We start from the raw sequence: 25432 nt of genomic DNA, 5'->3' as shown, positions 1-25432 counted from the left end.
CCGGCGGGACACGCCGGACGGCAGCGACGTGCGCTGACCGGGGGCGGGCGGCGGTCGTACCCTGGTGGGTGTGACCGCCGCCCTCGCACCCGCCGCTCTCGACGCGGCCGACTGGCGGGCCCGGCGGGCGGCCCACGAGGCGCGGGTGGCCGGCTGGCTGGACCCGCACCTGGCCCGGCGTCGCACCGGCGGCCGGCACCCGGTGGAGGACTTCCTGTTCACCTACTACTCGCACCGCCCGGCGCAGCTGCGCCGCTGGCATCCGGGTGCGGGGGTGCTGCTGCGCGACGCGGACCCGGCCGAGTTCGGCCGGGACTACCGCGCCGGCCCCGCCGGGGTCACCCTCGACACCGACGGGGTACGCGACCGCCGCGCCGACTCGATCGCCTGGATCAGGGGTCTGCTGGCCGCGACCGCCGGCCGGCCGGCGCACCTGGGCTGCTTCGGGATGCACGAGTGGGCGATGGTCTACCGGCAGACCCAGGAGGAGGTACGGCACAACGCCTGGCCGTTGCGGCTCAGCCCGGACGACACCGCCGCCGTGGTACGCGAGCGGGGCGTGCGGTGCAGCCACTTCGACGCGTTCCGGTTCTTCACCGCGCCGGCCCGGCCGCTGAACCTGCTCCAGCCCACCCGGGAGACCCAGCACGCGCTGGAGCAGCCGGGCTGCCTGCACGCCAACATGGATCTCTACAAGTGGGCGTACAAGCTCTCCCCGCTGGTCGCCTCGGAGCTGGTCGCGGACTGTTTCGCGCTGGCCCGGCAGATCCGGGCGCTGGACATGCGGGCCAGCCCCTACGACCTGGCGGCCCTCGGCTATCCCCCGGTCCGGGTGGAGACCCCCGAGGGCCGGGCCGAGTACGCGGCGGCGCAGCGGGGTTTCGCCGAGCAGGCCGCCGTGCTCCGCGCCCGGCTGCTGGCCGCCCTGGACCTCGTCGGGGCTGTCCACAGCTGACCGTCCGACGCGTGCCTCGACTGCCGGCTGCCCGCCCGTCTCCTGCGTGATCACGCTCGAACCACGAAGTAGTGGCCTCCGTCGTCCGGGAGGCCACTACTTCGTGGGTTCAGCACGATGTTGCGGATGTTCTTCGGCGAACGGGTGGGCCGGTCAACTGGCGGTGCAGGTCGCCGTGGGGGCGGTGGCGGTGCCGGTGTGGGTGCCGAGGAACCCGAAGGTGGCCTCGGCTGCCGGGGCCAGCGCGCCGTTCCAGTTGACGTTGCGGGCGGTGACCGCGCTGCCGGTCTGGGTCAGCTCGGCGTTCCAGGTCTGGGTGATCTGTTGCCCGGCGGGCAGAGTGAAGGTGACCCGCCAGCCGGTGGTCCGCACGGTGCCGGTGCTGCGCACGGTCACCTCACCCTGGTGCCCGCCCTGCCACTGGTTGGTGATCCGGTAGCTGGCGGTGCAGGCGACGCCCGCCGGCGGCGAGGTGGTCGGCGGGTCCACCGTGGGTGACCCGGTGGGGCTGACCGTGGGGCTCGCCGTCGGGGTGGGCGGGGTGGTGGGGCTGACCGTCGGGGTGGGCGAGGCGGTCGGGGTGGGCGAGGCGGTCGGGGTGGGCGAGGCGGTCGGGGTGGGCGAGGCGGTCGGGGTGGGCGAGGCGGTCGGGGTGGTGCCGCCGAGGGCGGCCACCAGCGCCGGGTACCACCGGTCGGACATCTTCTGGTCGCCGGCCGCGTTGGGGTGCACCCCGTCGTAGGTGTCGGTGCTGGTGCTGAATCCGGTCCACTGGTCGACCACCACGATCGGCGACGCGGCGGTGGTCTTCCCCGCCGCCCAGCCGTCGATCACGGCGTTCAGGGCCACCGCCCGCTGCCCGCACTCGGCGCAGCTCGACGGGGCCATCGGGATGATCTTCGCGACGATGATCCGCATCGCCGGGTTGCTAGCCCGCATCTGGTCCACCAGCTTGGAGTACGCGGCCAGGATGGTGGCCGGTGCGATGTTGCTCCACACGTCGTTGGTGCCGAAGTGCATCAGCACGACGTCGGGGCGGGTGGCGGCGAGCCAGCCGGGCAGCAGGTTCTGGTTGGCGACGTTCGTCACCAGGTAACCGCCGTGGCCCTCGTTGTCCCCGTCGTACGGCTGGCCGCAGCCCTGCGGGCCGAGGGTGCCGACGAAGTCGACGTCGGTGTGACCGGTGGACTGGAGACGGTTCCAGAGGATGGACCGCCAGCAGCCGGGCGAGCCGGTGATCGAGTCGCCGAGCGGCATGACACGGACCGGGGTGGCGGCGGCGGGCCGGGCCGGGGTGGCGGCGACCAGCCCGACGAGCAGGGTGAGGGGGACCGCCGCGAACGCGGCGAGCAGGGCGGAGAGGAACGGCCTTCGGAGCATGGTGAGGGGACTCCTGTCACGTGACGACGTGCGGTCGGTGACGGCCCGGTTTGCTCCCACGGACATCCCAGCAGACCGGGTGCCCCGACTCAACGCCCTCCCGCATCCTGGCGAAGCGCTTCGACGCGCAGCCGCTCCTCCAGCGCGGCCAGGGTGTCGACGAACCACAGCTGGCCACCCCGGTTGGCTTCGACGACGAAGTCACGCAGCGCGGTACTCCGTGTGACGTGCCCGGAGATGTCACCGACCACGGCCAGCCGCAGCCGGTAGTTGACGAACTTCTGCACCACCTCGCCCGCCACCCCGGTGCGCAGCGTGAAGAACTCGACGGCGAGCCGGCGTACCGGCAGCACCACCAGGCCGACCCCGTGGCCCAGGGCCGCGCCGATCACGCCGGTGGCGTCGTCGCCGCCGCAGATCCTCGGCCCGTCGGCGGCTCCGGCGAGCGCGGTGGTGCCGGCGAGGGTGACCAGGGTGTCGGTGGACATGCCCGCCAGCCTAGGCAGCGCCGGGCCACACCGGCCCGGGTTTCGCCGTGCACGGCCGGTTCCGGTGGGGGCGGCTCAGTCCCCGTCGGCGCGGCGGTCCCGCTTGCGCTGCGACTGCCGCTTCTTGTCGGCGAGACGGCGTTCCTTGGCACCCCGCGAGGGCCGGGTGGGACGGCGGGGCGGTGGCGGTGGGGCGACGGCGGCGCGCAGCAGCGCCGCGAGGCGTTCCCGGGCCGCCTCCCGGTTGGCCAGTTGCGCCCGGTGCTCGCTCGCGGCGATGGTGAGCACCCCGTCGACCAGCCGGCCGGCGAGCCGCTCCAGCGCCCGTTCCCGCAGCACCGGGGGCAGGCTGGTGGTGCCGGCCAGGTCGAAGCTCAGCTCGACCCGGGAGTCGGTGGTGTTGACACCCTGCCCGCCGGGCCCGGACGAGCGGGAGAACCGTTCCCGCAGCTCGGCGGCGGGCACGGTCCACCGATCGGTCACCCGCAGTCCGTCGTCCACCCCGCGAGGCTAACGCCCCCGCCCGACGCCGTGCGGCGCGGTCACCGGGGCGCGGCCCGCCGGACCCGCACGGGAGGCTCAGCCGCCCTTGCCGATGATCGTGTCGGCGGTCTGCTGCACCTGGTCGATGGGGATGGCGAAGCCGATGCCGATCGAGCCGCTGCCGTCGATGGTGGCGATCGCCGTGTTCACCCCGACCACCTCGCCCCGGGCGTTGACCAACGGGCCACCGGAGTTGCCCGGGTTGATCGACGCGTCGGTCTGCACCGCGCTGCGCCGGTTGGTGCCCAGTCGTACCTGCCGGTTGAGGGCGCTGACGATCCCGGCGGTCACCGTGCCGGCCAGGCCGAGCGGCGAGCCGACCGCGAGCACCGGCTCACCGACGCGGGTGGACCGGGGCTTGGCCAGGGGCAACGGGGCCAACCCGGCGGCCGACGGCACCTTCAGCACGGCCAGGTCGCTGCCGGGTTCCCGGCCGACCACCTCGGCGGCGTACCGGCGGCCGTCGGGCATCTCCACGGTCACCGCGCCACCACCCCCCTTGGCCAGGATGTGGTCGTTGGTGACGATGTGCTGCTCGTTGTCGATGGCGAAGCCGGAACCGGTCGCCGACTGCCCGGTGGCACCCCCGCCGACCAGCACGGACACCACCCCGGGGACGGTCTTCTGGGCGGCGGTGACCAGTTCCGCCGGCACCGGGGCGGCGGAGGCCGCCGTCGGGCCCGCCCCGCCCTGGCCGGCCACCCAACCGCCGGCCGCCGCCCCGGAGACGGTGGACAGGGCGACCACCGCCACGGCGGTCCACAACCGGCCACGCCAGCGCCGCCGGGACGGGTCCTCCCCCGGATCCGGTACGTCCCACCGGTGCCGGCCGTCCGGCCCCAGGTCGGGTGAGAGGAACCAGGGACCCCGGGGTTCCCCCAGACCGGTCTGTACTGCCATACGTCCGCTCCTCACTGTTGCGACGGATCAGGGGCAGGTGGGCCCGCGTCGTCCCCCTCAGGGCAGGCGGGAGAACCAGCGCATCGACCCGGCCGCCGCCCCCATGGCGAAGACCAGCCCGAGCCCGATGAACCGGGCGGAGATGTCCTGACGTTCCTTGCGGTAGCCGACGGACGAGCCGATGTCCTCGTAGACGTCGCGCAGTTCGGCGCTGCTGCCCGCCTCGTGGAATCCGCCCCCGGTCTGGTCGGCGACCGCCCGCAGGGTCTGCCCGTCGACCGGCACCTGGATCGGGCGGCCACCCCGGTCGACGAACCCGCCCGGGGTGCCGAACGAGATGGTGTGCACCGGCACCTTCGCCTCGACGGCCGCCGAGGCCGCCTCCATCGGGTCCGCGCCGGAGGTGTTCGCCCCGTCGGAGAGCAGGATGACCCGGGCCGGCGGCGGTTGCTTGGCCGCCTTGTCGTCGAGGCTCTTGACCGCGCCGAGACAGGCGCTGATCGCCTCGCCGATGGCGGTGCCCTGCACCCCGGTGATCCCCTCGGCGAGCCGGTCGATCCCGTCGTGCAGGGCGCCCCGGTCGGTGCTCGGCGGCACCAGCACCGCCGCGCTGCCGGCGAAGGCGACAAGTCCCACGTTGAATTCGTCGGGCAGCCCGTCGACGAAGGTCCGGGCGGCCTCCTTGGCGGCGGTCAACCGGTCCGGTTCGACGTCGGTGGCGAGCATCGACGTGGACACGTCCACGGCGACCATCACGGTGGCCCGCTCGCGGGGCACCCGTACCTCGGCGGTGGGCCGGGCGAAGCCGACCACCAGCAGCGCCAGCATGGCCAGGAAGAGCCCGGCGGGCACGTGCCGCCGCCAGGCGGGCCGCTGCGGGGCGACCCGGTCGAGCAGTCGCAGGTTGGTGAAGCGGACGGCGTACCGGCTGCGTCGGCGCTGCGCCAGCAGGTAGCCGGCGGCCAGCGCGACCACCCCCAGCAGCAGCAGGAGCCGGACGGGTGACTGCCAGTTCACGCGAGACCTCCCCGGGAGGCGGCGGGCGCGGCCGCCAGCCGACGCTGGGTGTGCACGTGCCGCACGATGTCGGCGGTCCAGTCCCGGTCGGTGCGCAACGCCAGGTGACCGGCTCCGCTGCGGCGCAGCGCGCGGGCCACCTGGGCGCGTTGCGCGGTGGCGGCGTCGGCGTACCGGCGGCGTAGCCCCGGGTCACCGGTCCACACCTCGCGCCGCCGGCCGGTCTCCGGGTCGACCAGGGTGATCAGGCCGACGTCGGGCAGCTCCAGTTCGCGGGGGTCGGTCACCTCGACCGCGAGCACCTGGTGCCGGGCGGCGAGCCGGCGCAGCGCCGGTTCCCAGGGTGCCGGGGTGTCGTGGTCGTCGGGGAGCCCGTCGAGGAAGTCGGAGACCACCACCACCAGCCCCCGCCGTACGGCGGTCCGTTGCACCGCCGCGAGGGCTGCGGCCAGGTCGGGGCCGACCGGCGGGGTGGCCGGTGGCTCGGCGTCCGCCCGGGGGGCGTGCAGCAGCGCACGGAGCAGGCTCAGCAGGTGGGTACGCCCACTGCGGGCGGGGAACCGGCGCAGCCCGTCGGTGTCGAGCACCTGTGCGCCGAGCCGGTTGCCGGTGCCTGCGGTGAGGAACCCGATCGCGGCGACGGCCGCCACGGAGAGTTCCCGTTTGTCCAGCTCGGCGGTGCCGTACTCCATGCTGGGGCTGGCGTCGACCAGCAGCCAGGTGGTCAACTCCCGGTCGGCGTCGACCTCGCGGACGTGCGGGACGGTGGTGCGGGCGGTGACCGCCCAGTCGATCCGGCGTACCTCGTCCTCGCCGGGGCGGTACTCGCGGCTGCCGGCGAGTTCGCTGCCGGGGCCGGGCAGCAGGCCACGCAGCTGGCCCTGGAGCAGCCCGTCCAGTCGGCGGGTGACGGTCAGTTCGAGGCGGCGCAGCCGCTGTTCGGGGGCGAGGTCGGCCAGGGTCGGGCCGGCGGGTGCCGGGGCGGTCCGGGGTCTCACGCCGCCGCCAGGTCGGGCGTGTACTCGGGGTGGCCGGTGGCGAGCACCGGCGGCGGCACCGCCTGGACCAGCCGGTGCACCACCGCCTCGGCGCTGACCCCGTCGGCGACCGCGTCGAACGAGAGCACCAGCCGGTGGGCGAGCACGTCGACGGCGAGTTCGCGGACGTCCTCGGGGAGCACGTACTCGCGGCCCCGCAGCAGCGCCTGGGCGCGGGCGGCGGCGACCAGGCCGAGGGTGGCCCGAGGGCTCGCCCCGTACGCCAGCAGCGGGGCGATCTCCGGCAGCCCGAAGCGGCCCGGGTCGCGGGTGGCCAGGATCAGCCGGACCACGTACTCGGCGAGCGCGTGGTGCACGAAGACGTGGGCGGCCCGGCGCTGGTAGTCGCGCAACCGGACCGGGTCGAGCACCCGACGGGGGCGGGGCCGGTCGCTGCTCATCCGGTAGAGGATGGCCAGCTCGTCGGCGTCGCCCGGGTAGTCGACGACGATCTTCATGAGGAACCGGTCGCGTTGTGCCTCGGGGAGCTGGTAGACCCCCTCGGACTCGATCGGGTTCTGGGTGGCCAGCACCAGGAACGGCTCCGGCACCGGCCAGCTCCGGCCGCCGATGGTGACCTGCCGTTCGGCCATCGCCTCCAGCAGCGCGGACTGCACCTTGGCCGGGGCCCGGTTGATCTCGTCGGCGAGCACCAGGTTGGCCATGATCGGGCCCAGCTCGACGTCGAACTTCTCGGTCGAGGCGCGGTAGATCCGGGTGCCGACGATGTCGGAGGGGACCAGGTCGGGGGTGAACTGGATGCGGGTGAAGGTGCCGCCGACGACGGTGGCGAGGGTCTGCGCGGCCAGCGTCTTCGCCACCCCGGGCACCCCTTCCAGGAGGCAGTGCCCGTCGGCGATCAGCGCGGTGAGCAGTCGTTCGACGAGCCGGTCCTGCCCGACGATCACGCGTCTGACCTCGAAGAGGGTCTGTTCCAACTCGGCGCCTGCCGCGTCGGCTTCGACCGGGCTGGGCAGGCTGGCCAGGGTGTCCGAGATGTCCGTCACGGTGCTTGCTTCCCGGGGCGGTGGGTAGGCAAACGTCGGAATTTCCGCCCCTGGCAGGCCCTTTCCCGGCCGGACCGGGACGACCCGCCCGTAGGGGCGGCAACACCGTGGGACGGCAGGACCGGTACGTCAGGTGCCGCGCGTCGACCCCCGCCCGGCGGCGGGAAACCTGCTCCACAACGGACGGTGCCGACCCCCGGGCTGGGGGCCGGCACCGTCGACGCGGCCGCGCGTCAGTTGGCGACGAACAGGTGGAACGGCTTGTTCGAGGCCGATCCGCCGGAGCTGTACGTCTGGATGAAGACGCCGTTCGGGGTCTGGTTGCGGGGCGCGACCGAGATCTCACCGGCCGGCGGCACGTTGAACTGGTCGTTGGTGCCGATGGTGGCCTGGAACGCCTTCCCGACCACGCTGTAGTCGAGCAGCACCTGGTACTGGCCGGTGCCGTACTTGGTCGCCGAGACGACGTTGGCCGAGTGCTGGAGCAGGGTGCCGCCGCTGGTGACGACCGCCCAGGCGACCGAACCCGCAGCCGGCGGGGCGAGCGAAACCTTCAGCGCGGCGCGGGCCTGCTTGGCTTCGGCTGCCGTCACCGGCGGCTGACCGGTGGCACCGGCCAGCCGGGCCCCCGGCTGAGCCACCTCGGCCGGGGCCTTGGTCGTGGGCTGGGCGGCGGCGATCCCGCCGCCGGCCAGGGTGAGCGCCAGGACGCCGAGCGTCACCGCCGCCGCCTTACGCCTGAAGAATGTGGCCATGACAGGTCTCCCTCTTGTGACCGTGGCGATACGGCCGGCCCACCGTTCGGAGAGCCGGATGGGTCTGGTGCGGACGGGCCGGAAATGACGCGGACAGAAGAGCTCCATCCGCGTCGGAAATGTTGACCGATCAACACTCCCGACCGGCCTGAGCTGGGATTACTACGCTCTGTTGTGGCACCTCAACGAGGAGGAACCTAACACCGACAAAAGCGGAGCGTCAATAGCGGACCAACCCGTTTTGCCATCTCGAAAACGATGTTGAAAATTGCGAAAGATGAACTCTCGACCATTCACGAATGGGTGCCGGGGCGCTGCGGACGGCGTCGGTCACTAGGCTGACCGCCGTGCTCACGAGCCTGACGCCGCCCACCACCCGTCGCCCCGCAGCCACCCTGCTCTGCTGGCTGGCGGTGGCCCCCGGCCTCGCCTGGGCGGTGGTCCGCCTCGCCGGGCTGGACCGGGGCCCGCTGGTGCAGGCGCTCGCGTTTACCCCGTACGTGGCGGGGTGGAGCCTGCTGGTGTTGACGCTGACCCTCGCCCTGCGACGCCGGTGGCCGGCGGTGGCCGCGGCGGTGGCGGCACTGGCCCTGGTCGGGGCGGTGGCACCCCGCGCCCTGCCCACCGGGCAGCCGACGGTCGACGGGCCCGAGCTGCGGCTACTCACCGCCAACCTGCTCAAGGGCGGCGCCGACGCGGCCACCCTGGTCGAGCTGGTCCGCCGGCACCGGGTGGACGTGCTCACCGTGCAGGAGTTCACCCCGGCGGCGCGCGACGCCCTCGACCGGGCCGGCCTCGCCGGCCTGCTCCCCCACCGCCAGCTCAACCCGGAGGTGGGCACCACCGGCTCCGGGCTCTACGCCCGTTTCCCGCTCTCCGACGGCGGCTTCCGCCGCAACGCCGGCTTCGCGTTCACCCAGGCGTACGCGACGGTGGCGGTGCCGGACGCACCCCCGCTGCGAGTGGAGTCGGCCCACCCGGCGGCACCCTGGTCGGTCGAGGTGGTCGGCGAGTGGCGCACCGACCTGGCCGGCCAGCCGCGCGCCACCCCCGACGGGCAGCTCGGCATCCTCGCCGGGGACTTCAACGCCACCCTCGACCACGCCCCGCTGCGCGCCCTGCTGGCCAGCGGCTACGTGGACGCCGCCGACGCCGTCGGGGCCGGCCTGGTGGGCACCTGGGGCCCGTACGACGGCACCCCGATCCCGCCGGTGACCATCGACCACGTCCTGGTCGACCGCCGGATCGCCGTCAGCGCGGTCACCGTCCACCGGGTGCCCGCCACCGACCACCGTGCCGTGCTGGCCACCCTGCGGCTGCCCACCCGCTGAGGCCGGGGCGGCGGCTCAGACCCGGGCCCGGTCCAGGCCGTAGGTGAGGGCGTCGACCAGGGCGTGCCAGGAGGCTTCGACCACGTTGGGGTGCACACCGACGGTGGTCCAGTCGCGGCCGGTCCCGTCGGCGGTCTCCACCAGCACCCGGGTCACCGCCCCGGTGCCGTGGGTGCCCTCCAGGATGCGCACCTTGTAGTCGGCCAGCTCGAAGTGGCGCAGCTCCGGGTAGTACCGCAACAGCCCGACCCGCAGCGCCTCGTCGAGGGCGTTGACCGGTCCGTTGCCCTCGGCGGTGGCGATCACCCGCTCACCGCGTACCCGGATCTTCACGGTCGCCTCGGAGACCACCGCACCGTCCTCCCGGTGCTCCACCAGCACCCGGTACGACTCCAGCGCGAACGGTCGCACCGGGGCGGCGTCCGGCAGCTCGGAACGGACCAGCAGCTCGAACGACGCGTCGGCGGCCTCGAACGACCAGCCGCCCGCCTCCAGCTCCTTGACCCGGGTGGTCACCTTCGACACGGCGTCCGGATGGCCGGCCAGGTCAAGACCCAGCTCGCGGCTCTTCAGCTCGATGCTGGCCCGGCCGGCCATCTCGGTCACCAGGATCCGCATGTCGTTGCCCACCACCGACGGGTCCACGTGGTTGTAGAGCAACGGGTCGACCTTGATCGCGCTCGCGTGCAGCCCCGCCTTGTGGGCGAAGGCGGCGGCCCCGGCATACGCCTGGTGGGTGTCGGGGGCGATGTTGGCGATCTCGGCGATGGCGTGCGAGACCCGCACCATCTGTTCCAGGCAGCCGTCGGGTAGGACGGGCAGCCCGAGCTTGAGTTGGAGGTTCGCCACGACGGCGAAGAGGTCGGCGTTGCCGGGGCGTTCGCCGTACCCGTTGGCGGTGCCCTGGACGTGCCGGACCCCGGCCTCGACGGCCGCGATCGTGTTGGCCACCGCGCAGGCGGTGTCGTTCTGGGCGTGCATGCCGAACAGCTCCGGGGCGATCCCGGTCCGCGCGGTCAGGTCGGCGATCGCGGCGGTCACCCGGGACGGGAGCATCCCGCCGTTGGTGTCGCAGAGCACGAACCGTTCGGCCCCGGCGGCGAGCGCGGTCTCGACCACCGAGGCGGTGTACGCCGGGTCGTGCCGGAACCCGTCGAAGAAGTGCTCACCGTCGACGAAGACCCGCCGCCCCTGCGCGACCAGGTGGGCGACCGTGTCCCGGACCATCGCCAGGTTCTCCGCGCCGGTGGTGCGCAGCGCGCGTTCGACGTGCCGGATGTCGGCCTTGGCGACCAGGGCGACGGCCGGGGTCTGCGCGTCGAGCAGCGCGCGCACCTGCGGGTCGTCGGCGACGGCGATCCCCGCCTTGCGGGTGGCACCGAACGCGACCAGCAGGGCGTGCCGCAGGTCCAGCTCGGTGCGGGCGCGGCGGAAGAACTCGGTGTCCTTCGGCACCGCGCCCGGCCACCCGCCCTCGATGAAACCGACGCCGAACTCGTCGAGCAGCCGGGCCACCGCCAGCTTGTCGATCACCGAGTAGCTGAGCCCCTCGCGCTGGGCGCCGTCGCGCAGCGTGGTGTCGTAGACCTGGAACGTCATCGCGAGTCCCTTTCTTCGGACCGTCGAACCTTGCGGGGGGCAACAAAAAGACCCCCCGCGGATGCGGGAGGTCTGCGCGCTCGGCGGAGGGGAAGCCGGCGCGCTAGCTGCCAATAATGCGGGCGGAGCTGGTCACGGTGGCCACTCTGCCACTCCCACCCGAATCTGGGAGACAGAATCCACATCCCGGGACGGGATGTGTGGGACGTCTCCCCTCGGGTACCCCAGATGCGGACACGAAGCGCTTTTCTCCGATAACGACTACCACAGTCGAGGCAGGAGTTCCGATGGACAGGCTCGATCCGCACACCGCCCACGGCACCACGGACCCGATGGTCGACGACGGTCAGGGCGCGATCGCCGGCGGCGCCCCCGGTGGGGCGTTCAACCCGTGGAGCTACCGCGACGAGGCCGGGGTCACCGACGCCGACCTGGTCGGCTACAAGGTCGAGGCGACCGACGGCGGCATCGGCAAGATCGACGAGGCGAGTCACGAGGTCGGCGGCAGCTACCTGGTCGTCGACACCGGGCCGTGGATCTTCGGCAAGAAGGTGATGCTCCCCGCCGGCACCATCAACCAGGTCGACCACGACGACCGCAAGGTCCACGTCGACCGCACCAGGGACCAGATCAAGGCCGCCCCCGAGTACGACGAGACCAGCCACAGCGACCCGGCCTACCGGGACAAGCTGGGCGGCTACTACGACGACACCTACGGCAACCTCCCCCCGGGCACCGCCCGGTAGGCGACAGGCGGGCGCTCCGACGCACCGGCAGACCCCGGACACCAGACCCGTCGATCGACGACGACGGCCGGCGGGGCGGCATCCACGCCCCGCCGGCCGTTACCGTGTCCGGGTGAACCCCACCGAGGACAGCCGCCGTATCCCGTTCTCCGCGATGTTCAACTTCCGCGACGTCGGCGGCTATCCCGGCCACGACGCCCAGACCGTCCGCTGGGGGCGGCTCTACCGGTCGGACTCCCCACACCGCATCGACGGCACCGACCGGGAGGCGTTCAGCGCCCTCGGCATCCGCACCGTGATCGACCTGCGCCGCCCGACCGAGGTGGACCGGGACGGCCGGGTGCCCGACCTGGACGGCCTGGCCTACCGGCACATCCACCCCGAACACGCCGACTGGGCGCTGACCCGCCACGAGCCGGAGTCCAGCCTGGCCCGCTACCTCGCCGACCGCTACGCCGACCTCGCCGAGACCGGCACCGCCGGGCTGGCCGAAGCCGTCGGCCTGATCGCCGACAGCGCCAACGCCCCCGTCCTGGTGCACTGTGTGGCGGGCAAGGACCGCACCGGCATCGTCTGCGCGTTGACCCTGGCGGTGCTCGGCGTCGACGACGACCGCATCGCCGAGGACTACGCGCTGAGCAGCGAGGCGTCCCAGCGGTTCAGCGCCTGGCTGGCGGCGTCCATGCCGGAGGCCGAAGCACCGCCCGCGCCCTTCCTGGGCTCCCCCGCCGAAGCGATGTCGCTCTTCCTCGTCGAGCTGCGCCGACGGCACGGCTCGGTCGAGGACTACCTGCGCCACGCCGGCGTCACCGACGCCCAGCTCGCCGCCCTGCGCGACCACCTGCTGGAGCCGCCCACGCCGCAGTGACCCCCTCGGGGGGCCGCCGGTCAGCTCAGGTGCGTCACCCAGCCGTGCGGGTCGGGGGCGTCGCCGCGCTGGACCGCCACCAACTGCTCCCGCAGCGCCGAGGTGGACCGGCCCGGCTCACCGCCGCCGATCACGAACTCGCCGCCGGGGTGCCGCACCCGGGCGACCGGGGTGATCACCGCGGCGGTGCCGCAGGCGAAGACCTCACTCAGCCGGCCGCTCTCGGCGTCGGCCTGCCACTCGTCGAAGCTCACCCGGCGTTCGACGACCCGGTGCCCGGACGCGGCGGCCAGGTCGAGCAGCGCGTCCCGGGTGATGCCCGGCAGGATCGTGCCGGTCAACGGCGGGGTGACCAGGGTGTTGTCGTCATAGACGAAGAAGACGTTCATGCCGCCGAGTTCCTCGACGTAGCGGCGCTCCACCGCGTCCAGGAAGACCACCTGGTCGCACCCGGCCTCGATCGCCTCCGCCTGGGCGGACAGCGACGCGGCGTAGTTGCCGCCGCACTTGGCCGCGCCGGTGCCGCCGGGGGCCGCCCGGGTGTAGTCCGGGGAGACCCAGAGGGTGACCGGCTTGACCCCACCGGCGAAGTACCCGCCGGCCGGCGAGGCGATGACGCAGTAGAGGTATTCGTTGGCCGGGCGGACACCGAGGAAGGCCTCGCTGGCGAACATGAACGGCCGCAGGTAGAGGCTGGTGTCGGCGCCCTCGGGGATCCAGTCCCGGTCGATCTCGACCAGCTTGCGCAGTGACTCGACGAACAACTCCGCCGGCAGCTCCGGCATGGCCAGCCGTCGGGCGGAGGCGATGAACCGGGCCGCGTTGGCCTCCGGGCGGAACATGGTGATCGAGCCGTCAGCCGTCCGGTAGGCCTTCAGCCCCTCGAAGATCTCCTGCGCGTAGTGCAGGACGGCGGTGGCCGGGTCCATCGGGATCGGCGCGCGGGCCTCGACCCGGGGGTCGTACCAGCCCTTGCCGTCGGCGTACCGGATGGTGACCATGTGGTCGGTGAAGACCCGGCCGAAGCCGGGGTCGACCAGCAGGGCGGCCCGTTCGGCGGCGGATACCGGCGCGGGATTCGGACGGATCTCGAAATCGAGCATGTCACCACCGCTCATCGCGCTGACCTCCCTGCGGGTTGACGGCACGCGGGAACCACGCACCGAGCTGCTGTCCAGAAACCTACCCCGAACGGTCGTTCAGTGGATAGGGCCGCTACCGGCGGGATCAGGCCACCGCGTGCGCGGCGAGCCGGTCCCCCACCTCGTCGGTCCGCAACGCCACACCCGGGGTCCGGGCGACCAGCTCGGCGGCGACCGCGTCGGTCACCCGGGCGGCGGCGTCGGCGTGACCCAACTGGTCGAGCAGGAGCGCGGCGGAGAGCACGGCGGCCACCGGGTCGGCGACCCCCTTGCCGGCGATGTCCGGCGCCGAGCCGTGCACCGGCTCGAACATCGACGGGTACGCCCCGGTGGGGTTGATGCAGCCACTGGCCGCCAGGCCGATCCCCCCGGTGACCGCGGCGGCGATATCGGTGAGGATGTCGCCGAACAGGTTGTCGGTGACCACCACGTCGTAGCGCTGGGGCTGGGTGACCAGGAACATGGCGGCCGCGTCGACGTGCTGGTACTCGGTGGCGACGTCGGGGTGCTCGGCGGCGACGGCCGCGAACGCCCGCGCCCACAGCGAGCCGGCGTGGGTCAGCACGTTGGTCTTGTGCACCAGGGTGACCTTGCGCCGCTCCCGGCGGGCGGCGCGGGCGAAGGCGTCCCGGATGACCCGTTCCACCCCGTGTCGGGTGTTCAGGCTCTCCTCCGTGGCCACCTCGGCCGGGGTGTCCCGGTGCAGGCTGCCGCCGGCACCGGCGTAGAGGCCCTCGGTGCCCTCCCGGACGACGACCAGGTCGACCTCACCCGGCTTGACGTTGACCAGCGGGCCGGGCACGCCGGGCCAGAGCCGGGACGGGCGCAGGTTGACGTACTGGTCGAAGGCGAAGCGGAGCTTCAGCAGCAGGCCGCGCTCCAGCACGCCCGGCGGCACGGTGGGGTCGCCCACCGCGCCGAGCAGGATGGCGTCGTGGCCGGCCAACTCGGTCAGCACCGAGTCGGGCAGCACCTCGCCCGTGCGGTGGTAGCGCGCCGCGCCGAGGTCGTACTGCGTCGCCTCGACCCCGGGGAGCACGGCGTCGAGGACCTTGAGGGCCTGCGCGACCACCTCGGGTCCGATCCCGTCCCCGGCCACCACCGCGATCCGTGCCACCTGCCGCTCCTCACCTCGTCCGCTGGGGTGAACGGTACGTCCCCGTCCCGGTTCCCGGTACGAGCCTTCCATTATCTGGGAGGGCGAAATGCTCAGCAGGCTCCCAGCCAGCATTCATGGTGCGGTCATCTCCACTGCCTAGGGTCGGTGCAGGACGGGTCGTGGGGCCCGGGACGGACCGGTCGCGACGCCGCGGCACCGTCGGTGAAGGAGCAGTGTGATGCGGACCGAGCAGCAGCGGGGGCCAGGCCGACTGGACGAGCAACCGCGCACCCGCTGGGTGGACCAGGCGACATTCTCCCGCCGCCGCCCCGACCTGCGCCTGGGCACCCGCAGCCACCGCCTCGACCGGGCCGGTGAAGCGTCCGGCGGCCGGATCGCCGTGCAGCACGCCGTCCGGACCGGCACCGCCGAATACTCGCTCCTGCTCAACGCCCCCGAGGACCTGGGCCGGCGGGTGGTCGGTGACGCGCTGCGCGACGCCGTCGCCGAGCTACGGGCCATCGACCTCACCTACGGGCCGAACCGGCCGGAGAGCCTGGTCTCCCGGCTGCGGCGCGGCGAGATCAGCCCCGAGTCGTACCCGCCGCTGACCGACCTGGTGGACCGCTGTGCGGCCATGCGGGCCGCCACCGACGGCTGGTTCGACGCCTGGGCCGTGCCCGGCGGCTTCGACCCCGGCGGCCTGCTCAACGGTTGGGCGGTGGAGCGGGCCGCGGCCCGGTTGCGCGCCGCCGGCATCACCGACTACGCGGTGCTCTCCGGCGCCGACCTGACGGTACGCGGCCACGCCGCGCACGGCGGCCCGTGGCGGGTGGCGGTGCACCACCCGACCGACGGTCGACGGGCCCCGCTGGTGCTGGAGATGACGGCCGGCGCGGTGGGCACCTCCGGGGTGACCGGCCGGCAGGGGCACGTCGTCGACCCGCACACCGGTGAGTCGGCCCGGCAGTTGGTCGCCGCGACCGTCGTCGGGCCGGACCTCGCCGTCGCCGACGCCTACGCGACCGCGTTGTACGCGGCCGGGCCGGTGGGGCTGGCGTGGTTCCGCACCGACTCGGCATATCAGGCTCTCTTCGCCCACCGGCGCCGCTGAGCGGTGCCGCGGCGCGTCGGCCGACCTGTGGAGGGGGTCCATGGGGTGGCGCGGTCGACGGGCCGGCGATCGGCCCCCACGGTCTCGGCAACGACCGTGGGGGCCGGTCAGCGACGAGTGCGCGTGGCTCGCGCATTCGAGGGGTGCAGGCCGGCCGGCCGGACGTTCGGCCTCGTCACCCGAAGACGGGTCGACGTCCGACGCTGCCGGTGACCGCTCCGATACGCTAGCGAATCGACGCAACTCGACGCAAGAGTCTCCACAGCGGACCGTGTCCTCCGGACACTCGAACCACCTGCGGGAATCACGGCGGGTCAGTGTCGCCCGCAGGAGCGCGTGATGGCACGCTGTCCGCCGTGAGTTTCGATCTGAGCGTGTGGGCCCTCCACGACGGGGCCACGCCCGAGGACGTCCGGGCGGCGGTGCGGCGGTGCCGCGAAGGGCAGCACGGCGAGCGGTATCCGGACCCCCGGGTGGTGGGCTTCTACCGGGCCCTCACCGCGTCCTACCCCGACCGGCCCGCCCACCAGGGCACCCCGTGGGAGGTCTCGCCGTTGCACGCGGCGTCCGACCATGTGGCGTTGCACCTCGTCCCGACCTGCGACGACCAGGTGCTGCTCGACATCGAGCGGTTGGCCGGCGAGTACGACCTGATGCTCTTCGACCCGCAGGACGGCTCGGTCTACCCGCCACCCTCCCGCGTCACCCGCTGACCCGACGCCCGCTCCTGCCGCGACCCGGCGCACCCGCACCGGCTCGGTCCCGCGCGGCAGTCCGTCGGGTGTGGACGGCGCAGGGCCCGGCCGGATGGCCGGGCCCTGCGCCTGCGTGCGGGTGCGACTACTCGTCGCGCAGGTCCGCCGCGCTGGCGGCGGTCGCGCCGATCGAGTCGGCCGCGGAGGTGAGCAGGTCCGCGCCGAGCGCCTGGTCGACGGTGAGGGTCATCAGGGTCTCACCGCCGGCCTCCCGGCGGGCCACCTGCATCGCGGCGATGTTGATGCCGGCCTCACCGAGCAGCGTGCCGACGGTGCCGACCACGCCCGGCCGGTCGGCGTAGCGCAGGAAGAGCAGGATGCCCTCGGCGCCGATCTCCACGTCGAACCCGTCGACCTCGGTCAGCTTGAGGACGTCCCGGGCACCGGCGTGGGCGACCGTGCCGGAGACGCTGACCGTACGGCCGTCGGGCAGCGCACCCCGGATGGTGACCAGGTTCGGGTGGTCCGCCGTCTCGGCCTGGGTGACCAGGGCCACCTCGACGCCCCGCTCGGCGGCCAGGTGCGGCGCGTTGACGTAGGTGACCTGCTCCTCGACGACCGAGCTGAACAGCCCCTTGGTGGCGGCGAGCTTGAGCACCGACACGTCGTGGTTGACGATCTCGCCGCGCACCTCGACGGTGACGCTGGCGGCCACCCCGCCGGCCACGGCGGTGAACGCCCGGCCCAGCTTCTCGGCCAGCGGCAGCAGCGGCCGGACGTCCTCGGCGACGACGCCACCGGCCTGCACGTTCACCGCGTCCGGCACGAACTCGCCCTGCAGCGCCAGCTTGACGCTCTTGGCCACGGCCAGGCCGGCCTTGTCCTGCGCCTCGTGGGTGGACGCGCCCAGGTGCGGGGTGGCCACCACGTTGTCGAAGGCGAACAGCGGGGACGAGGTGCACGGCTCCTTGGCGTACACGTCGACGCCGGCGCCGGCGACCCGGCCCTCGGCGATCGCGTCGGCCAGCGCCTGCTCGTCGACCAGCCCGCCCCGGGCGGCGTTGACGATCCGGACGCCCGGCTTGACGATCGCCAGCTCCTTCTCGCCGATCAGGCCGACCGTCTCCGGGGTCTTGGGCAGGTGGATCGAGATGAAGTCGGCCTCCCGCAGCAGCTCCTCCAGCCCCACCAGGCGGACGCCGAGCTGGGCGGCGCGGGCCGGCTGGATGTAGGGGTCGTACGCGATCAGCCGGGTGCCGAAGGCGGCGATGCGGGACGCGAAGAGCACGCCGATGCGGCCGAGGCCGACCACGCCGACGGTCTTGCCCTGCAACTCGACGCCGGTGTACTTCGACCGCTTCCACTCGCCGGCCTTGAGCGCGGCGCTGGCGCTCGCGGTGTTACGTGCGACGGCGAGCAGCAACGCGACGGCCTGCTCGGCGGCGGAGACGATGTTGGAGGTGGGAGCGTTGACGACCATGACGCCCCGCGCGGTGGCGGCCGGAACCTCGACGTTGTCCAGCCCGACGCCGGCCCGGGCGACCACCTTCAGGCGCGGCGCGGCGGAGATCGCCTCGGCGTCGATCTGCGTGGCACTGCGCACGATCACCGCGTCGGCCTCGGCCAGCGCGGAGAGCAGGGCCGGGCGGTCGGTGCCGTCGACGTGGCGCACGTCGAAGTCGTGCGCGAGCACCTCGATGGCGGCGGGGGCGAGTTCTTCGGCGATCAGTACGACAGGATTCATCGGTCCTCGTAGACGTCGTATTTTAGGTCGGCCGGGGCGACCGGGCGCCGCGATGCGCCCTGCGCCGATCCGTGCCATGGCCGTCAGGTGCCGGTCACGCACCTCACCAAGGATCGTAGGGGGCACCCCGGTCGGCATGTCCCGGTCTGCGGGGTGAGGGCCCTCACACAGCGTTGTCGCACGCCTGTCATCCCCCGTTCATCCGGCCCGGAGCGCGTAATGCCGCCCGATTCGGCCCGATGAGGCGTCGCTCACCCCATCCCGCCAGGTGAACCCGGCACTACACACGGCGCACGGCGGCGCGGGCGACGTCACCCGGGCGGTACGCGTCGGTGGCGGGGTGGCAACGACGGTCGCGGCGGCAGCAACGACAGTGGTGGTGGCGGCGGCGGTGGCGGCGGCGGCCACTCGACTCTGTTTACCCAGAAAGCGTTATGACTGGGCGGCATAAATATGCCACCCAGTCATAACGCTTCACTCGACAACATAGCCAGCCTGCGACACACCCGGCGGAGTCGACGGCCCCCAGCGGCCCCACCGCAAGTTCGACGCCGTCGAAGGCTCAGCCCACCGGAAACCCCGCACCGTCGGAGCCTCAGCCACGGCACCTCAGCCCACCGGCCGCTCAGCGCCGCTGGAGGCCCTGGCCGCACCGGCCGGATCGGCGACCGGGACGACCCCAGCCGGCCGGCCCGCCGGGGACGGCCAGAGACGGCCAGCGACACCCGGGACCACCCGGAGACCGCCCGGGGACCACCCGGAGACCGGACGATCCCCGGTGCGGGGCGGGTGCGGGTCAGGCGGTCTCGGTGAGCGGGCGGTCCACCCAGCTCATCATCGAACGCAGCTTCTGCCCGGTCTCCTCGATCGGGTGCGCCGCGCCCTCGGCCCGCCACTTGGCGAAGTTCGGCCGGCCCGCCTCGTCCTCGGCCACCCACTCGCGGGCGAACTCGCCGGACTGGATCTCGCCGAGGATCTTGCGCATCTCCTCCTTGACCCGGGAGTCGACCACACGCGGGCCCCGGGAGAGGTCGCCGTACTCGGCGGTGTCGGAGATGCTGTAGCGCATCCTGGCGATGCCGCCCTCGTACATGAGGTCGACGATGAGCTTCAGCTCGTGCAGGCACTCGAAGTAGGCCACCTCGGGGGCGTAGCCGGCCTCGGTGAGCACCTCGAAACCGGTCTGCACCAGGGCCGCCGCGCCGCCGCAGAGGACCGCCTGCTCGCCGAAGAGGTCGGTCTCGGTCTCCTCGGTGAAGGTGGTCTTGATGGCGCCGGCCCGGGTGCCGCCGATGCCCTTGGCGTACGCCAGGGCGAGCGGGAAGGCGTTGCCGCTGGCGTCCTGCTCGACGGCGACCAGGCAGGGCACGCCCTTGCCGTCGACGTACTGGCGGCGGACCAGGTGGCCGGGGCCCTTCGGGGCGACCATCGCCACGTCCACGTCGGCCGGCGGGGTGATCAGGCCGTAGCGGATGTTGAAGCCGTGACCGAAGAAGACGGCCTTGCCGGGGGCGAGGTTGGGGGCGATCGACTCGGCGTAGATGGACCGCTGGGCGGTGTCCGGCGCCAGAATCATGATCACGTCGGCCTCGGCCGACGCCTCGGCCGGGGTGAGCACCCGCAGGCCCTGCTCCTCGGCCTTGGGCCGGCTCTTGGAGCCCGCCGGCAGGCCGATCACCACGTCGACACCGGAGTCGCGCAGCGACAACGCGTGGGCGTGGCCCTGGCTGCCGTACCCGATCACGGCGACCTTGCGGCCCTGGATCAGGCCCAGGTCGGCGTCGTCGTCGTAGTACACCTCAACGCTCATTGACTTCCCTTTCGTACGGCGGTCTCGTCGGACCGTCGTGGACTGTGTGCGGTGGCGGGTGGGCGCGCGGTCAGGCCGCGCGCAACGAGGGGCCGGCGGTGATCGACCGCGAGCCGCGCCCGATCGCCACCGTGCCCGACTGGACCATCTCCTTGATCCCGAACGGCTCCAGGTCGCGCAGCAGCGCGTCGAGCTTGTCGGGGGTGCCGGTGGCCTCGACGGTGAGGGTGTCCGGTGCCACGTCGACCACCCGGGCCCGGAACAGGGCAACCGTCTCCAGCACCTGCGCGCGGGCGGCGCGGTCCGCGCGCACCTTGACCAGCAGCAGTTCCCGGGCCACCGAGACCTGCGGGTCCAACTCGACGATCTTGAGTACGTTGACCAGCTTGTTGAGCTGCTTGGTGACCTGCTCCAGCGGCGACGAGTCGGCGTTGACCACGATGGTGATCCGGGAGACGTCGGGGTTCTCGGTCTCACCGACGGCCAGGCTGTCGATGTTGAACCCGCGCCGGGAGAACAGGCCGGAGACCCGGGCCAGGACACCGGGCTTGTTCTCCACCAGCACGGACAGGGTGTGCAGGGTCATGCCGCCGTCTCGCTTCGCTCGGTCGGGCCGTGCCACCGCACGGTCCCGGGGATTCGGGCACTCATCTCAGATGTCGTCCTCGTCGAACGCCGGGCGGACACCCCGGGCGAACATGATCTCGTCGTTGCTGGTGCCGGCGGCGACCATCGGCCAGACCATCGCGTCCTTGCCGACCGTGAAGTCGATGACCACCGGGGCGTCGGTGATCGCCATCGCCGCCTCGATCGTCTTGTCGACGTCGGCGGCGTTCTCGCAGCGTAGGCCGATGCAGCCGAGCGCCTCGGCCAGCTTGACGAAATCCGGGATGCGGTGCTTGTGGGTGCCCAGCTCGGTGTTGGAGTAGCGCCCCTCGTAGAACAGGGTCTGCCACTGCCGGACCATGCCCAGGTTGCCGTTGTTGATCACGGCGATCTTGACCGGGATGCCCTCCAGGGCACAGGTGGCCAGCTCCTGGTTGGTCATCTGGAAGCAGCCGTCGCCGTCCACCGCCCAGACCACCGTGTCCGGCCGGCCGACCTTGGCGCCCATCGCCGCCGGGACGGCGTACCCCATGGTGCCGAGGCCGCCGGAGTTGAGCCAGGTGCCCGGCTTCTCGTACGAGATGAACTGGCTGGCCCACATCTGGTGCTGGCCGACCCCCGCCACGTAGATCGCGTCCGGACCGGCGATCTCGCCCAGCCGCTTGATCACGTACTGCGGGGACAGGGTGCCGTCGGCGGGCTCGTCGTAGCCCAGCGGGTAACGCTCGCGCAGGTCGTCGAGCTGGTGCCACCAGTCACCGAGGTCGGTGCGGCGACCGGCCTTCTGGTCGGTCGTCACCGCCGCGATCAGCTCCTCGATGACGTGCTTGGCGTCGCCCACGATCGGGACGTCGGCGTGCCGGTTCTTGCCGATCTCGGCCGGGTCGATGTCGGCGTGCACCACCGTCGCGTCCGGGGCGAACGAGTCCAGCTGGCCGGTCACCCGGTCGTCGAACCGGGCCCCCAGCGCCACGATCAGGTCGGCCTTCTGCAGGCCGTAGACCGCGGCGACGGTGCCGTGCATGCCGGGCATCCCCAGGTGCTGGCGGTGCGAGTCGGGGAACGCGCCCAACGCCATCAGCGTGGTCACCACCGGGATGCCGGTCAGCTCGGCGAGCTGGCGCAGCGCCTCGGTCGCGCCGGCCTTGAGCACCCCGCCGCCGACGTAGAGCACCGGCCGGCGGGCGCCGCTCATCAGCCGGGCCGCCTCGCGGATCTGCTTGCCGTGCGGGTGCAGGGTCGGCCGGTAACCGGGCAGGTCCAGCGTCGGCGGCCAGGAGAAGGTCGTCGCCGCCTGGAGGACGTCCTTGGGGATGTCCACCAGCACCGGCCCCGGACGCCCGGTGGCGGCCAGGTGGAACGCCTCGGCGAGGACCTGCGGGATCTCCTCGGCGGTCTGCACCAGGAAGTTGTGCTTGGTGATCGGCAGGGTGATGCCCTGGATGTCCGCCTCCTGGAAGGCGTCGGTGCCGATCGACGGCCGGGCCACCTGGCCGGTGATCGCGACGATCGGGACGGAGTCCATGTAGGCGTCGGCGATCGGGGTGACCAGGTTCGTCGCGCCCGGCCCGGAGGTGGCGATGCAGACGCCGACCCGGCCGGTGGCCTGCGCGTAGCCGGTGGCGGCGTGCCCGGCGCCCTGCTCGTGCCGGACCAGGATGTGCCGCACCGACGAGTCGTAGAGCGGGTCGTAGGCGGGCAGGATCGCGCCGCCGGGGATGCCGAAGACGACGTCGACGCCGAGGGCCTCCAGCGACCGCACCAGTGAACCGGCGCCGGAGACCGGGACCGGCCCGGACGGCCGTACGGCCGGGGTGGCCGCGGCGGCGGTGCCTCGCGGCGTGGTGGTGGGGTCGGCGTCGCCGGCCGGCTCGGTGACGGTGCGGGCCCGCCGGGCGGAGTGGGCGAGGGTCTCTGGCGTGGGTCTCGTCATGGCGGTTCAGGCCTTCGGCTGGAGTTGGGTGGAGCTGCTACGGCAGGTGCGACAGGGGCGACTACGCGCCCCGGTGGTTCCGACGGCAATAAAAACGGCCCTCGTGCAGATGCACGGGGCCAGCGCACTCTCGACAGCAGGAGAGTGCGCTCAGGTAAGTACTCGCAGCGACCGGTTCGACGACATGGGCCAAGCCTGACGCATCTCACGCGATGAGTCAACTGATCCCACATGTTGGTTCACGAACGGGGGACGCCGTCCCCGGTGGGGGTCTCGTCAACCGGCCCGGCCTGCGCGGACTCCTCGTACGCGGGGCGTGGTGCGGGCACCGGCGGCGTCGCCGGTGGGTGGGATCGCAGCCGGGGCAGCAGCGGCGAGGGGGTGGGTCGACGCGGGGCGGGCGGCGGGGCCGACGGGGCCGACGCGGGGCGGGCCCCGGCGAGGTGGCCGCCTCCAGCATCGCCTCCAGGTGCTCGGCCGGCACCCCCCAGCCGAAGAGCGCCCCCTGGCCGAACCGGCACCCGGCGGCGACCACCGCGGCCAGCTCCGTCGGGGTGGTGACCCCCTCGGCGATCACCTCCATGCCCAGCTGGTGCCCCAGCCGCATGACGATGTCGACCATCGGGGCGAAGGCCGGCCCGTCCCGCCCCACCGGACGGACCGGCTCGTGTTCGGCGACCAGACTGTGGTCGATCTTGAGGATGTCGATCGGCAACCGGCGTAGCTGCCCCAGCGACGAGTAGCCCGCCCCGAAGTCGTCCAGCGCGATGCGTACCCCGGTCAGCCGCAGCGCGGTCAGCCGACGGATCAGCTCGTCGAGGTCGGTGGCGACGGCGTGCTCGGTGACCTCCAGCACCAGTCGCTGCGGCGGTACGTGGTGGGCGCGCAGCGCCTCGGCGACCTGCACCACGTACTCCGGGGCGTGCAGCTCGCGCGGGGAGACGTTGACCGAGACCCAGACGTCGTGGCCGTCGGCGAGCCACCGGGACAGCTGCCAGCACGCCTGGTGCAGCACCCAGGCTCCCAGCTTGGCGATCATCCCGCACTCCTCGGCCAGCGGGATGAACTCGTCCGGCCGGATGTTGCCCAGCTCGGGGTGGTGCCAGCGCAGCAGGGCCTCGGCGCCCACCGGCCGGACCGAGGGCAGCGAGGCCACCGGCTGGAAGGCCAGCCGCAACTCGTCGCGCTCGATCGCGCCGCGCATCTCGTGCTCCAGCCGGGTTCGCCGGGTCAGCAGCCGGTCGTAGCTGCCGTCGTAGCGCTCGATGCGGTTCTTGCCGCGTTGCTTGGCGTAGCGCAGGGCCAGGTCGGCGTGGCGCAGCAGGCCGACCACGTCCGGGTCGCCGCCCTGGCCGGCCACCCCGATGCTGACCGAGAGGAAGACCGCCCCGCCCGCCTGGTCGTACGGCCGGCCGAGGACCCCCAGCAACCGCTCGGCCACCACGTCCGCGTCGGCCGGGCGGCCCCGCATCAGCACCGCGAACTCGTCCCCACCGAGCCGGGCGGCCAGGTCACCGGGGCGCAGGTTGCTCCGCAGCCGCCGCCCCACCTCGGCGAGCACCATGTCGCCGACGTCGTGGCCGCGCATGTCGTTGACGTTCTTGAAACCGTCCAGGTCGAGCCCGAGCAGCACGCAGTCGCCCCCCTCGGCGGCGCAGCGCTGCATCTCCCGCAGCAGGCCACGCCGGTTGGCGAGGGTGGTCAGCGGGTCGGTGTGGGCCAGTTCACGAAAATGCGCCTCCCGTTCGGCCAGCCGGCCGGCATAGCGGCGCACGTCGTTGAGGGTGAGGTACTGCCGGGTGACCAGCGCGAACCCCTCCAGGCTGCCGGCGACGATGCCCAGCGCGTCGAACCGGCCCCCCTGCATCAGGTGGTACATCGCCGAGCCGGCCATCGCGACCATCGGGATGAAGGCGTACTCCCCGTCGCGGCGGATCAGGTCGATGTCGACCTGGCCGGGGGCGTCGACCCGGTGCACGGCGAACGCCCCGGCGAGCAGGCCCACGGCGAGCAGCGCCATCCCGGTCACCGCCATCGCCGAGCCGCCCTGGCAGACCCCGGCGGCCACCACGAGACCACCGGTGGCGGTCGCGGTGATGCCGGTGCCGAGCACGGCCAGGCGGGTCCGGGGGCCGTCGGCGCGGGCCACCACCATGCCGGTGAGGCCGGCGGTGATCGCCGCGGTCACCGAGGCGAGCAGGATCGCCGGGCAGGCGCTCGGCGTTGCCGGCCCGAGCAGGCGGGTCGGCTCCGACAGGAGCACCCAGCCGACGAACCAGATCGAGGTGGCCACGACCAGCCCGTCGAGCAGCAGCCGGGCGGCGGCGGCCCGGGCCACCATCGCGCCGGGCAGCCGGAGCAGCCCGGCGCAGAACGCCAGCCCGGTCAGCGCGGTGCCGCCGGCGATCACCGACGCCCAGCCCGGGTGCCGCCCGCGCTGGTGCGCCCCGTGCTCGGTCGCGCCGAGCAGCGCGACGCCGCCGGCGACCAGGGTGGCCAGGGCGACGGCGGCGGCCAGGGCGAACAGCAGGTGGGCCTGGCGGTGCGGCCCGCCGCGACGCCGGGCCGAATCGGCCAGCAGTGCGGTGGCGGCGGCGGCCAGCAGGCCACTCAACACCGCCACGGCGACCATGCCCGGGGGTAAACGCACGACCACAACTGTG

General features: G+C 73.3%; 21 protein-coding genes and 1 pseudogene. 6 read left to right on the top strand and 16 right to left on the bottom strand.

From position 1 onward, the window contains the following. Positions 1 to 70 precede the first annotated feature (70 nt). Positions 71 to 955, top strand: a complete 885-nt coding sequence (locus J7462_RS26885; RefSeq protein ID WP_219468150.1) for a 3-methyladenine DNA glycosylase — start codon at positions 71 to 73, stop codon at positions 953 to 955. 153 nt (positions 956 to 1108) lie between these two features. On the opposite strand, the gene J7462_RS26880 is transcribed toward J7462_RS26885, so the two are convergent. From J7462_RS26880 to J7462_RS26845, 8 genes are all read right to left on the bottom strand, one after another. Continuing rightward, positions 1109 to 2335: a cellulose binding domain-containing protein gene (locus J7462_RS26880; RefSeq protein ID WP_219468147.1), complete on the bottom strand. Its 1227-nt coding sequence runs from the start codon at positions 2333 to 2335 to the stop codon at positions 1109 to 1111. A gap of 89 nt (positions 2336 to 2424) precedes the next feature. After that, positions 2425 to 2823 carry a DUF4180 domain-containing protein gene (locus J7462_RS26875; protein ID WP_219468144.1) on the bottom strand — a complete coding sequence of 133 codons (399 nt, stop codon included), beginning with the start codon at positions 2821 to 2823 and terminating at the stop codon, positions 2425 to 2427. A 75-nt stretch (positions 2824 to 2898) separates the two neighbouring features. Next, positions 2899 to 3324 (bottom strand): alternative ribosome rescue aminoacyl-tRNA hydrolase ArfB, encoded by a 426-nt coding sequence (arfB, locus tag J7462_RS26870; RefSeq protein ID WP_219468141.1) that lies wholly within the window; start codon positions 3322 to 3324, stop codon positions 2899 to 2901. A gap of 78 nt (positions 3325 to 3402) precedes the next feature. Then, the gene (locus tag J7462_RS26865) at positions 3403 to 4266 is read right to left on the bottom strand and encodes a S1C family serine protease (RefSeq protein WP_219468138.1); all 864 of its coding nucleotides are present in this window, start codon (positions 4264 to 4266) and stop codon (positions 3403 to 3405) included. 57 nt (positions 4267 to 4323) lie between these two features. Beyond that, positions 4324 to 5283 carry a VWA domain-containing protein gene (locus J7462_RS26860; protein ID WP_219468135.1) on the bottom strand — a complete coding sequence of 320 codons (960 nt, stop codon included), beginning with the start codon at positions 5281 to 5283 and terminating at the stop codon, positions 4324 to 4326. After that, positions 5280 to 6281 (bottom strand): DUF58 domain-containing protein, encoded by a 1002-nt coding sequence (locus tag J7462_RS26855; protein WP_219468134.1) that lies wholly within the window; start codon positions 6279 to 6281, stop codon positions 5280 to 5282. The genes J7462_RS26860 and J7462_RS26855 overlap by 4 nt, the downstream gene beginning before the upstream one ends. After that, positions 6278 to 7327, bottom strand: coding sequence for a MoxR family ATPase (locus J7462_RS26850; RefSeq protein WP_219468131.1), 1050 nt, complete (start codon positions 7325 to 7327; stop codon positions 6278 to 6280). The genes J7462_RS26855 and J7462_RS26850 overlap by 4 nt, the downstream gene beginning before the upstream one ends. Positions 7328 to 7560: 233 nt before the next feature. Next, complete coding sequence (locus tag J7462_RS26845; protein WP_219468129.1) at positions 7561 to 8082, bottom strand: hypothetical protein; 522 nt, start codon at positions 8080 to 8082, stop codon at positions 7561 to 7563. A 395-nt stretch (positions 8083 to 8477) separates the two neighbouring features. Between J7462_RS26845 and J7462_RS26840 the strand changes: the two genes are divergently transcribed. Further along, the gene (locus J7462_RS26840; protein WP_255599088.1) at positions 8478 to 9413 is read left to right on the top strand and encodes an endonuclease/exonuclease/phosphatase family protein; all 936 of its coding nucleotides are present in this window, start codon (positions 8478 to 8480) and stop codon (positions 9411 to 9413) included. 15 nt (positions 9414 to 9428) lie between these two features. On the opposite strand, the gene cimA is transcribed toward J7462_RS26840, so the two are convergent. Next, complete coding sequence (gene cimA / locus J7462_RS26835; RefSeq protein ID WP_208567269.1) at positions 9429 to 11012, bottom strand: citramalate synthase; 1584 nt, start codon at positions 11010 to 11012, stop codon at positions 9429 to 9431. Between the two features lie 287 nt (positions 11013 to 11299). On the opposite strand from cimA, the gene J7462_RS26830 reads away from it, so the two are divergent. Together J7462_RS26830 and J7462_RS26825 are read left to right on the top strand one after the other, a co-directional pair. Further along, positions 11300 to 11758, top strand: a complete 459-nt coding sequence (locus J7462_RS26830; protein ID WP_219468125.1) for a PRC-barrel domain-containing protein — start codon at positions 11300 to 11302, stop codon at positions 11756 to 11758. Positions 11759 to 11870: 112 nt separating this feature from the next. After that, positions 11871 to 12626, top strand: coding sequence for a tyrosine-protein phosphatase (locus J7462_RS26825; RefSeq protein ID WP_219468122.1), 756 nt, complete (start codon positions 11871 to 11873; stop codon positions 12624 to 12626). 20 nt (positions 12627 to 12646) lie between these two features. Here the strand turns inward: J7462_RS26825 and J7462_RS26820 are convergent, their stop codons facing one another. Further along, a complete protein-coding gene (locus J7462_RS26820) occupies positions 12647 to 13744 on the bottom strand; it encodes a branched-chain amino acid aminotransferase (protein ID WP_219468119.1) in 1098 nt (365 codons plus the stop codon). Positions 13745 to 13853: 109 nt separating this feature from the next. Beyond that, entirely contained in the window at positions 13854 to 14885 is a 1032-nt protein-coding gene (locus J7462_RS26815) for a 3-isopropylmalate dehydrogenase (RefSeq protein WP_219468116.1), read from the bottom strand. 220 nt (positions 14886 to 15105) lie between these two features. On the opposite strand from J7462_RS26815, the gene J7462_RS26810 reads away from it, so the two are divergent. Together J7462_RS26810 and J7462_RS26805 are read left to right on the top strand one after the other, a co-directional pair. Further along, positions 15106 to 15981, top strand: coding sequence for an FAD:protein FMN transferase (locus J7462_RS26810; protein ID WP_219468113.1), 876 nt, complete (start codon positions 15106 to 15108; stop codon positions 15979 to 15981). A 356-nt stretch (positions 15982 to 16337) separates the two neighbouring features. After that, positions 16338 to 16694 carry a hypothetical protein gene (locus J7462_RS26805; protein ID WP_219468109.1) on the top strand — a complete coding sequence of 119 codons (357 nt, stop codon included), beginning with the start codon at positions 16338 to 16340 and terminating at the stop codon, positions 16692 to 16694. 127 nt (positions 16695 to 16821) lie between these two features. Here the strand turns inward: J7462_RS26805 and serA are convergent, their stop codons facing one another. The 5 genes and pseudogenes from serA to J7462_RS26780 form a co-directional block, all read right to left on the bottom strand. Then, positions 16822 to 18420 carry a phosphoglycerate dehydrogenase gene (serA, locus tag J7462_RS26800; protein ID WP_208567276.1) on the bottom strand — a complete coding sequence of 533 codons (1599 nt, stop codon included), beginning with the start codon at positions 18418 to 18420 and terminating at the stop codon, positions 16822 to 16824. 796 nt (positions 18421 to 19216) lie between these two features. Then, positions 19217 to 20230, bottom strand: coding sequence for a ketol-acid reductoisomerase (gene ilvC, locus J7462_RS26795; RefSeq protein ID WP_219468105.1), 1014 nt, complete (start codon positions 20228 to 20230; stop codon positions 19217 to 19219). A 70-nt stretch (positions 20231 to 20300) separates the two neighbouring features. Continuing rightward, complete coding sequence (ilvN, locus tag J7462_RS26790; RefSeq protein ID WP_208567278.1) at positions 20301 to 20816, bottom strand: acetolactate synthase small subunit; 516 nt, start codon at positions 20814 to 20816, stop codon at positions 20301 to 20303. 66 nt (positions 20817 to 20882) lie between these two features. Continuing rightward, positions 20883 to 22769 carry an acetolactate synthase large subunit gene (locus J7462_RS26785; RefSeq protein WP_219468102.1) on the bottom strand — a complete coding sequence of 629 codons (1887 nt, stop codon included), beginning with the start codon at positions 22767 to 22769 and terminating at the stop codon, positions 20883 to 20885. A 370-nt stretch (positions 22770 to 23139) separates the two neighbouring features. After that, a pseudogene (locus J7462_RS26780) lies at positions 23140 to 25419 on the bottom strand (putative bifunctional diguanylate cyclase/phosphodiesterase); the annotation flags it as partial. Between the last annotated feature and the right edge of the window lie 13 nt (positions 25420 to 25432).

It is taken from the genome of Micromonospora sp. RL09-050-HVF-A (assembly GCF_019374995.1).
GTDB classification, from domain to species: domain Bacteria; phylum Actinomycetota; class Actinomycetes; order Mycobacteriales; family Micromonosporaceae; genus Micromonospora; species Micromonospora antibiotica.
Note: the sequence above shows the minus strand (reverse complement) of the source record. Positions and strands in the feature narration are given on the sequence as shown.

Bases quoted from the DNA above. Each gene is read 5' to 3' on its own strand.
- J7462_RS26880 (WP_219468147.1), bottom strand. From the start codon at position 2,335: ATGCTCCGAAGGCCGTTCCTCTCCGCCCTGCTCGCCGCGTTCGCGGCG.
- J7462_RS26875 (WP_219468144.1), bottom strand. From the start codon at position 2,823: ATGTCCACCGACACCCTGGTCACCCTCGCCGGCACCACCGCGCTCGCC.
- J7462_RS26865 (WP_219468138.1), bottom strand. From the start codon at position 4,266: ATGGCAGTACAGACCGGTCTGGGGGAACCCCGGGGTCCCTGGTTCCTC.
- J7462_RS26845 (WP_219468129.1), bottom strand. From the start codon at position 8,082: ATGGCCACATTCTTCAGGCGTAAGGCGGCGGCGGTGACGCTCGGCGTC.
- cimA (WP_208567269.1), bottom strand. From the start codon at position 11,012: ATGACGTTCCAGGTCTACGACACCACGCTGCGCGACGGCGCCCAGCGC.
- J7462_RS26830 (WP_219468125.1), top strand. From the start codon at position 11,300: ATGGACAGGCTCGATCCGCACACCGCCCACGGCACCACGGACCCGATG.
- J7462_RS26820 (WP_219468119.1), bottom strand. From the start codon at position 13,744: ATGAGCGGTGGTGACATGCTCGATTTCGAGATCCGTCCGAATCCCGCG.
- J7462_RS26810 (WP_219468113.1), top strand. From the start codon at position 15,106: ATGCGGACCGAGCAGCAGCGGGGGCCAGGCCGACTGGACGAGCAACCG.
- serA (WP_208567276.1), bottom strand. From the start codon at position 18,420: ATGAATCCTGTCGTACTGATCGCCGAAGAACTCGCCCCCGCCGCCATC.
- ilvC (WP_219468105.1), bottom strand. From the start codon at position 20,230: ATGAGCGTTGAGGTGTACTACGACGACGACGCCGACCTGGGCCTGATC.
- ilvN (WP_208567278.1), bottom strand. From the start codon at position 20,816: ATGACCCTGCACACCCTGTCCGTGCTGGTGGAGAACAAGCCCGGTGTC.
- J7462_RS26785 (WP_219468102.1), bottom strand. From the start codon at position 22,769: ATGACGAGACCCACGCCAGAGACCCTCGCCCACTCCGCCCGGCGGGCC.